The organism is Atribacter sp. (assembly GCF_035418125.1).
GTDB classification, from domain to species: Bacteria; Atribacterota; Atribacteria; order Atribacterales; family Atribacteraceae; genus Atribacter; species Atribacter allofermentans.
In genome coordinates, this window is the sequence record NZ_DAOLQM010000163.1 from 3,135 (window position 1) to 4,982 (window position 1,848).

Consider the following 1,848-nt stretch of genomic DNA (forward strand, 5'->3'; position numbering starts at 1 on the left):
CTCAGGATGACGGAGGTGTAGATGGGATCCTCACGGCTTCTGAATACAAAGCCTCAGGATGACAGATTAAAGGAACACCTTCGAATTATAAAGTGAATCTTCAGGGTGTCAGATTTGAGATATTAATAATATACTGGATTTACTGGCTAGATTTTTGAAATTCATAAAGGAAATCGATGATGGAGTGAATCCCACGGAAAAAGTCATTTATAGAAAAATGCTCATTGGGTGAATGAACTCCATCGTCAGGGCTTCCCCAACCATTCATACAGATCGAATCGGGAACGAGATATCTTTTAAATAAATTGGCCACTCCTACCGAACCACCGCCTCGGATGAGAACCGGAGAACGACCAAAATGGTTCTTGATAGCTTGGTTAAAAGCAGTAAAGATCGGCTTGTGAGGATCAGTTATAATCGGTTCGATTCCAGGAAGAACCTCGACACGATAATCGATATCGGGAGGAACTAAGGATTTGAGATGTTCTAAAAGAAGAGTAGCTATCTTCGAAGGGGTTTGATTAGGAACCAGACGAAAACTAAATTTTGCGCTACAGCGAGCAGGAATAATGGTTTTTGAGCCAGATCCGGTATACCCTCCCCATATTCCACAGATGTCAAAAGTAGGTCGAACGGTCATACTTTCCAGGGGAGTGTAGTTCATTTCCTGCTGAAAAGCACGAATACCCAGCTCTTTTTTTATGCTTTCTTCCTGAAAAGGAAGTTGTGCCATTTGCTCTCGTTCCCAAGGTTCTGGTTCATGGACATCTTGGTAAAAACCTGGAATGGTGATTTGTCCCTGATCATTTTTGAGCTGACTGAGAATCTGAATGAGAGAGGTGGCCGGGTTAGGAACTCCACCGCCAAATTGCCCAGAATGTACATCAAAAGCTGGTCCAGCGCAAGTGATTTCAAAGTAAGCTAAACCTCTTAAACCATAGACCAAAGCTGGAACTCCTCGATCAAATTGACCAGCATCCATAATAAGAATCGAGTCAGCCCGGAAGAGTTCTTTCTGAGAAGATAGTAGCTCCTCAAAATGAGCGCTCCCAATTTCTTCTTCTCCCTCAATAACAATTTTATAATTACCAGGAAGTGAGCCGGTTTTTGAATAAATGATTTCCATAGCTTTTAAGAAGGAAAAAAACTGTCCCTTGTCATCATCGGCACCACGAGCATAGATCATATCTCCTTTAATAGTGGGATCAAATGGGGGGGTGTGCCACTGTTCTATGGGATCTACTGGCTGAACATCATAATGACCATAAATGAGCAGGGTAGGTAAATTTGGATAGGGGCAATGTTCGGCAAAAACTACCGGTGCTCCTGAAGTGGGAAGGATTCGAGCCTGCAACCCGATATTCTGACAATATTGAACCAACCATTGTGCGGCACGATGAAGATCATCTTTATGGTCGGGATTGGCGCTGATAGTTGGCATACGGAGAAGTTCAAAAAAATGATCGAGAATAGACTGACGATTTATTTCAATAGCTTCATGGATTGCTGATAAGTTCATTTTTTTTCCCCTTTCAGTTGATAAGTGTGCCAGTGATGTTTTTATTGTAACAGATATTCAGTGTGAAAAGACATGGATTTGTATTTTTAAGAAGACCGAGGGGAAAGGGGTGAGAGAAAAAATAAATATGGAAAAAAATGGGATGAAGGTGATAGTTACGATTCGACGTGCCATGGTATGTCGAAACATTTAATAAAGATTGGGCACAATATATGGTGCCCCTATAGTTTTTATATTCTTCTGTAGGGGCTTGATTTATCATGCCCGCATTCCATCCAAATCCGTCATTGCGAGGAGTTCAACCGTTCTTTGGTTGGACGACGTGGCAA

At 41.9% G+C, this 1,848-nt stretch carries 1 protein-coding gene; it reads right to left on the minus strand.

Going from position 1 to position 1,848, the window contains the following annotated elements:
* Nucleotides 1–139: 139 nt before the first annotated feature.
* Nucleotides 140–1,519 carry a dipeptidase gene (locus tag PLK24_RS08295; RefSeq protein WP_324478082.1) on the minus strand — a complete coding sequence of 460 codons (1,380 nt, stop codon included), beginning with the start codon at nt 1,517–1,519 and terminating at the stop codon, nt 140–142.
* Nucleotides 1,520–1,848 lie beyond the last annotated feature (329 nt).